The organism is Cetobacterium somerae ATCC BAA-474 (assembly GCF_000479045.1).
Lineage (GTDB): Bacteria > Fusobacteriota > Fusobacteriia > Fusobacteriales > Fusobacteriaceae > Cetobacterium_A > Cetobacterium_A somerae.
Map to the genome: position 1 here is coordinate 21,803 of NZ_KI518186.1, position 6,138 is coordinate 27,940.

The 6,138-nt window shown below is 29.4% G+C and carries 9 protein-coding genes and 1 riboswitch; of the genes, 5 read left to right on the forward strand and 4 right to left on the reverse strand.

Annotated elements, in window-relative coordinates; genetic code table 11:
- Window positions 1–633 (reverse strand): uridine kinase, encoded by a 633-nt coding sequence (gene udk, locus HMPREF0202_RS10410; RefSeq protein WP_023050756.1) that lies wholly within the window; start codon window positions 631–633, stop codon window positions 1–3.
- Window positions 634–794: 161 nt separating this feature from the next.
- On the opposite strand from udk, the gene HMPREF0202_RS15125 reads away from it, so the two are divergent.
- Window positions 795–932: a hypothetical protein gene (locus HMPREF0202_RS15125; RefSeq protein ID WP_023050757.1), complete on the forward strand. Its 138-nt coding sequence runs from the start codon at window positions 795–797 to the stop codon at window positions 930–932.
- Between the two features lie 9 nt (window positions 933–941).
- Window positions 942–1,223, forward strand: coding sequence for a hypothetical protein (locus HMPREF0202_RS10415; RefSeq protein WP_023050758.1), 282 nt, complete (start codon window positions 942–944; stop codon window positions 1,221–1,223).
- Between the two features lie 37 nt (window positions 1,224–1,260).
- On the opposite strand, the gene rnmV is transcribed toward HMPREF0202_RS10415, so the two are convergent.
- Entirely contained in the window at window positions 1,261–1,824 is a 564-nt protein-coding gene (gene rnmV / locus HMPREF0202_RS10420) for a ribonuclease M5 (RefSeq protein WP_023050759.1), read from the reverse strand.
- A gap of 165 nt (window positions 1,825–1,989) precedes the next feature.
- Window positions 1,990–2,087: riboswitch (purine riboswitch) on the forward strand.
- Between the two features lie 65 nt (window positions 2,088–2,152).
- On the opposite strand from rnmV, the gene guaA reads away from it, so the two are divergent.
- Entirely contained in the window at window positions 2,153–3,691 is a 1,539-nt protein-coding gene (gene guaA / locus HMPREF0202_RS10425) for a glutamine-hydrolyzing GMP synthase (RefSeq protein ID WP_023050760.1), read from the forward strand.
- An 82-nt stretch (window positions 3,692–3,773) separates the two neighbouring features.
- Here guaA and HMPREF0202_RS10430 read toward each other — a convergent pair whose 3' ends face one another.
- Both HMPREF0202_RS10430 and HMPREF0202_RS10435 read right to left on the reverse strand, forming a co-directional pair.
- Window positions 3,774–4,856, reverse strand: coding sequence for a site-specific integrase (locus tag HMPREF0202_RS10430; RefSeq protein WP_040407255.1), 1,083 nt, complete (start codon window positions 4,854–4,856; stop codon window positions 3,774–3,776).
- Window positions 4,857–4,872: 16 nt separating this feature from the next.
- On the reverse strand, window positions 4,873–5,052 hold the full coding sequence (locus tag HMPREF0202_RS10435; RefSeq protein ID WP_023050762.1) for a helix-turn-helix transcriptional regulator: 180 nt from the start codon (window positions 5,050–5,052) through the stop codon (window positions 4,873–4,875).
- Between the two features lie 159 nt (window positions 5,053–5,211).
- Here HMPREF0202_RS10435 and HMPREF0202_RS14800 point away from each other — a divergent pair, with 159 nt between their 5' ends.
- Both HMPREF0202_RS14800 and HMPREF0202_RS10445 read left to right on the forward strand, forming a co-directional pair.
- Entirely contained in the window at window positions 5,212–5,688 is a 477-nt protein-coding gene (locus HMPREF0202_RS14800) for a helix-turn-helix domain-containing protein (RefSeq protein ID WP_023050763.1), read from the forward strand.
- Between the two features lie 20 nt (window positions 5,689–5,708).
- Window positions 5,709–6,125, forward strand: coding sequence for a hypothetical protein (locus tag HMPREF0202_RS10445; RefSeq protein WP_040407257.1), 417 nt, complete (start codon window positions 5,709–5,711; stop codon window positions 6,123–6,125).
- The last annotated feature ends 13 nt before the right edge of the window (window positions 6,126–6,138 follow it).

The following is a 6,138-nucleotide window of genomic DNA, read 5'->3' on the forward strand; positions in this document are numbered from 1 at the left end:
CTATCCTAACACTCCTTTTTGAAGGAATCTCTTTAAGTTACTTGTTACCATTCCAATAGCAACTTTGTTCTCTCCACCTCTTGGAATTATAACGTCTGCATATCTTTTGCTTGGCTCACAGAACTCTAAGTACATTGGCTTTACAGTTTTTAAATACTGATTTTTAACAGATTCAAAACTTCTTCCTCTCTCTGTCATATCTCTTTCAATTCTTCTTAAGATCATTTCATCAGCATCTGTATCTACAAATATCTTTACATCAAATAGCTCTCTAATCTCTGGAACAGCAAAAATTAGTATTCCTTCAACGATTATTATTTTTGATGGATGTATCTTTACGCATCCCTCTTTTCTAGAGTGAGTTGTGAAATCATAGATTGGTCTATCTATTGACTCTCCATTTACAAGTTTAGTTAAGTGCTCTCTTAATAAATCAAACTCTATTGAATCTGGATGGTCAAAGTTAACTGCAGCCTTCTCCTCTATCGTTAAATTAGTTAGCTCTTTATAATAAGCATCTTGCTCAACTAGTACTGCATCTTCTGATTTGAAAGCCTTTACTAAATTATGTGCTACTGTAGTTTTTCCGCTTCCACTTCCTCCAGCTACTCCGATCAATATGCAATTTTTCATTTTTTGTTTTCCTCCTTAAGTGTTACTGCTTATATTTTTTTAAATCTTATACATTATAGCACACTTTTCAAAAAAAAATAAAATATAATATAAATATAGACTATATATTTTTTTTGATGTATACTTTACGATATAGTTGTTTTTAAAGGAGAAGATTTTTTATGAGTATGACTGAAAAAGAGATTGACCTTCAGATGAAAAAGGCATTGGAAAAGGTTCCCTTTGAAATAAGAAAAATTAAATTTGTACTATCTTTATTAAAGATAGTTAAAAGAATTAAAAAAATTTTTAAATTTTAGGAGGAAGATATGACAGAAGAGTTAATGAAAAAAATAGATAGAATTAATGAGGAGTTCGAAAAAAGAGAGTTCTTTATAAAAGAGGACATTTTAGAGCTTTTTGAACAAAGAGAGGATTTAAGAGAAAAGTTAGATGCTATAAAGTTTAAAAAGATAGAGTTCTTCACAGTAGAGGATGAGAACTGTGTTGGATTTACTTTAGAGGATGTTCAAGTTAACTTCTTTATTGAATTTGGAGAAGATGAAGAGGGTGAGTGGTACGAAGCTACTGCTGAAATAATCTCTTTCTAATAGTAAAACCTAATGAAAGAAAAATAAAAACCAAGGATTAATTTTCCTTGGTTTTTTTTATGTTATCTATTGCTGCTAAAAACTGATCCATAGTTATTCCATATCTATTTAATTTAGATAGAAACTGCTTTGCATTAGAGTATCCTATTCTTAACTCTGTTCCAAGCTTTTCTCTTAACTCTTTAGACTCAGTAAATCCTGAAAGTTTATGGTCCATTAAAATCTCCATAGTAAATATAGCTTCTGTAGTTTGTACTACTTCGCACTTTGCATTTTCTAAGGCTTTTATAATCGCTTCTGGAGTTGCATTTTCAACACCTATATCTCCATCTTTTGATCCTTCTTTTCTGCTTATATAAGCTTGCTTTGCTTCAGGGAAAAACTTTAAGATATATTTTCTTAACTCTTCTCCTACGAAATCTGGATCTGTTAAAACTATTATCCCTTTATTTTCATAAGCAACTCTTAATTTTTCTATGTTTCCTTTTTTTCTAATAGCAAAACCATTAGTTTGTATAATCTCAGCATCTACTGCTGCTTTTACTGCAGATATATCGTCTCTTCCTTCAACTACGATAACCTCTTTAATTGTCTTTTTCATAAATTTATATCCTCTCAAACTTTAAACATGAATTTTATATTTAATTGTAACATTTTTTTAAATGTAATACTATTTTTTTATTTTTATATGATTATAGGTCTTTTTACTTGTGATTAAATTATTTAATTATTGTTGACAACCTTTCTATTTATGTGCTAGAATGTTGCAAAAGTAAATATATTCATTCGTATAAGTTGCAAATATGGTGCGGCGTCTCTACAACTAACCGTAAATTAGTTTCTATGAAAAAGATAAAAGGGATTAGTCTACCTTCTGTTTTTTTATAGAGTATGATTGTCTCTTTTTTTATTATATTTTGGAGGTTTTTATGAAGAAAAATAGCATCATTATTCTTGACTTTGGTTCTCAGTATAACCAGTTAATAGCAAGAAGAGTAAGAGAAATGGGAGTTTACGCTGAGGTTGTTCCTTATTTCGAACCGTTAGAAGATATTTTAGCTAGAGAGCCTAAAGGTATTATCCTTTCTGGTGGACCTGCTTCAGTTTATTTAGATGGATCACCAACAATTGAAAAGGCATTATATGAGCAAGGAATTCCAGTTTTAGGAATCTGCTACGGAATGCAATTAACTTCTCAATTATTAGGTGGAACTGTTGAAAGAGCTGATAAGCAAGAGTTTGGAAAAGCTGAGCTTATTATTGACGAATTAGAAAGTCCATTATTCAAAGATGTTCCTAACTTAAACCAAGTTTGGATGAGTCATGGAGACCACGTAACAGTATTACCAGAAGGATTTAAGCAAATCGCTCATACAGATTCTTGTATAGCTGCTTCTGCTAATGTTGAAAAAAATATCTACTGTATCCAATACCACGCTGAGGTTACTCACTCTGAGTATGGAGCAAAGATGTTAGAAAACTTCGTATTCGGAGTTGCTAAATGCGAAAAGAACTGGTCAATGGGTAACTACATTGAAGAAACAGTTAAATCTATAAAAGAAACTGTAGGAGATAAGAAAGTTTTACTTGGACTTTCTGGAGGAGTTGACTCTTCTGTTGCTGCTGCATTAATACACAAAGCTATTGGAGATCAATTAATCTGTATTTTCGTTGATACAGGACTTCTTAGAAAAGACGAAGCTAAAAACGTAATGGAAATCTACGGAGAAAACTTCCACATGAACATTAAATGTGTTGATGCTGAAGAGAGATTCCTAAGCAAATTAGCTGGAGTTACTGATCCTGAAGCTAAGAGAAAAATAATTGGAAAAGAGTTCGTTGAAGTATTCAATGATGAGGCATCTAAATTAACTGATGTTAAATTCCTTGCTCAAGGAACAATCTATCCAGATGTAATAGAGTCTCAATCTGTAAAAGGACCTTCTGCTACAATTAAATCTCACCACAACGTTGGAGGACTTCCTGAGGATATGCAATTTGAATTGTTAGAGCCTTTAAGAGAGTTATTCAAAGATGAGGTTAGAGCTGTTGGAAGAGAGTTAGGAATTCCTGCTCACATGGTTGACAGACACCCATTCCCAGGTCCAGGACTTGGAATCAGAATCTTAGGAGCAGTTGATAAAGAGAAAGCTGATATCTTAAGAGAAGCTGACGATATCTTTATTAAAGAGTTAAGAGCTGCTGATTTATATAAAGAGGTTAGCCAAGCTTTCGTTGTACTTTTACCTGTTAAGTCAGTTGGAGTTATGGGAGACGAAAGAACTTATGAGTACACTGCTGTTTTAAGATCAGCTAACACTATTGACTTTATGACTGCTACATGGTCTAGATTACCATATGAGTTCTTAGATAAAGTTTCTAATAGAATTATAAATGAGGTTAAGGGAATCAACAGATTAACTTACGATATCTCATCTAAGCCACCTGCTACAATAGAGTGGGAATAAAACCGGCCAAGGCGTGTAAGCCTCTTTAATTAGGGGTTTACGCGTTTTTTTTATTCCACAACGTACGAAAGCGTACCATTCTCTATTTTTTATCATTTTTTTCACTTCTCATTTGTTCATCTAGTTTTATTGCAACTTCTACTTGTTTATTTGGATATAAATGTCCATAAGTTTGTAATGTTGTTTGAACATTATCATGCCCTACCCTATCCGCTATAAGTAAAGGTGAAAAATTCATCTCTATCAATAACGCTACATGGGAATGTCTTAAGTCATGTATTCTAATTCTTTTTACTCCTGTTTCTTTTGCCCCTCTCTTCATTACTTTATGTAAATAATCTTTTGTAACTGGGAAGAGGTGTTCATTAGCCTTATAATCATATAGCTTTTTAATATACTCTTGTATTTCATTACTCAAAAATTCTGGTATTTGTATCTCGCGATTGCTTTTTGGAGTTTTAGGTGGTTGGATAATATCCTTTCCTTTTAATCTAGCACATGTTTTATTTATTTTCACTATTTTCTTTTCAAAATCAATGTCGTTTAATGTTAAAGCTAGTAACTCCCCTAACCTCATACCAGTATAAAAAAATATATCATATATTACTTTTGCCATAAAATTATTTTCTAAAGATTGTATAAAAATATTATATTCTTCTTTAGTCCAAAACTTCATACTTGAAGCATTTTTCTTTCCTATTGTTCCGCATTTTCTACATGGATTTGCCAATAAATTATGAATTTTTACTCCATAATTAAATATAGCACTAAGTCTAGTATTTAAGGTTCTTAAATATGTCTCAGAATATTTATTTTCTCTATCTAATAGATTATTTTGCCATTGTCTGATATTAACTACTTTTATTTCCTTTACTTCCATATCTTTAAAAAAAGGCAGTATTTGCTTAATTATTATGCCCTTCTGTAGCTCATATGTTGTAGGTCTTACTCTAACCTTTTGATCTTCTAAATACATTTCAACTAGTAGATCAAAAGTTAAATTTCCTCCACCTTCTTTTTTTACTATAAAATTTCTTTCATAACTTTCAGCGTCCCTTTTCTTTAAAAATCCTTCTTTTTTCTTTCTTTGTCTTTTACCTTCCCATGTTGTATAGTAAAAAGATACATAGTATTTACCTGTTTTTTTATTTTTATAAACTGGCATCTCTCCTCCTTTTTTATCAAATACCTGTTTTTTCTTCAAAATATCGTTTACTTATTTTTCCTTTAATCACTATTTTCCCCTCCTTTTCTAAATCTGCATTCATTTTTCTAATTAACCTATAAGCTGACATTTCTGACATTTTAATCATTTCAGCTACCTCTTTAGCAGTATAAAATTTGTCTTCTTTAATCTTCATAAAAAAGTCCTCCTTAGATAAAGCAAAATAAAAAAAAATATTTGTTTTCGCAAGTATTTTGCTTTAGTGAAAGCATAGCACTATTTTTTGACATTGTAAAGACTTTTTGAAAAAAATATGTTATAATTGAAAAAAACATTTAGAAAGTGAGAAAATTTTATGAATTTAAAAAAATATGAAGAGTTAGTTTATGAACAAAATTTTGAAACTCCTCAAGAAAATAGAATAGAACTAGGTAATTACATAAAAAAATTGAGAATATCTCAAGATATTTCGTTAACTCAATTAGCGGATCTTGCAAAAATAAATATATCTGATTTACATAAAATAGAGCATGGAACTAAAATAAAAATCAATCCATTTCAATTAAAAAAATTGGCGAAACTTTTAAATGTTGACTATAAATCTTTATATAGAATTGTTAACTTTTTAGATGAAGAAGATTTTAATAATGATAATTTAATTTCGGTTGAAAAATTATATACCGCTAATGAAGTTGAAAAAATCCTTTCTTCTTTCTATTTAAAAATTACTCCAGAAAATATTAAACTATTATTACATGTTTTAGATAATTCTTCTGAAAGAACACTTGATGAATTATTTTCTTTTTTACAATATTTAAAAACAAAAAAATGAATTTTATTAGGAGGCGATTTATGAAACATCTACTAATTCAACTTGCTAAATTAAAAGTTTACTATCAGAAACTAACAGATTACTTTTACAATTTAGCTCTTTACTGTTTTGAATTTAATTATAGTGAAGCTAAATTATGTCTTTTTATTCACCATTTGTTGAAAATGAATTTAAAAAATTATTATGAAAGTTCATACGAACTTCACTTATATGCTTTAAATAAAATTGAAAAATTTTCTCAAGGAAAAGGGATTCTCTATAACAGACGTAGTAAACTTTTAGAATCAATGATAATCTATCTAAGTTTTTTTAAATATTGGATTATATTTTCTCCATATCCAATTATTAAATTTATAACGTCTCCGTTCTTTAAAATACATTATTATTTTGAAAAGAAAAAATTAAAACAATTATATAATGACTTTAACTCTATATAAAATTATTTATTTT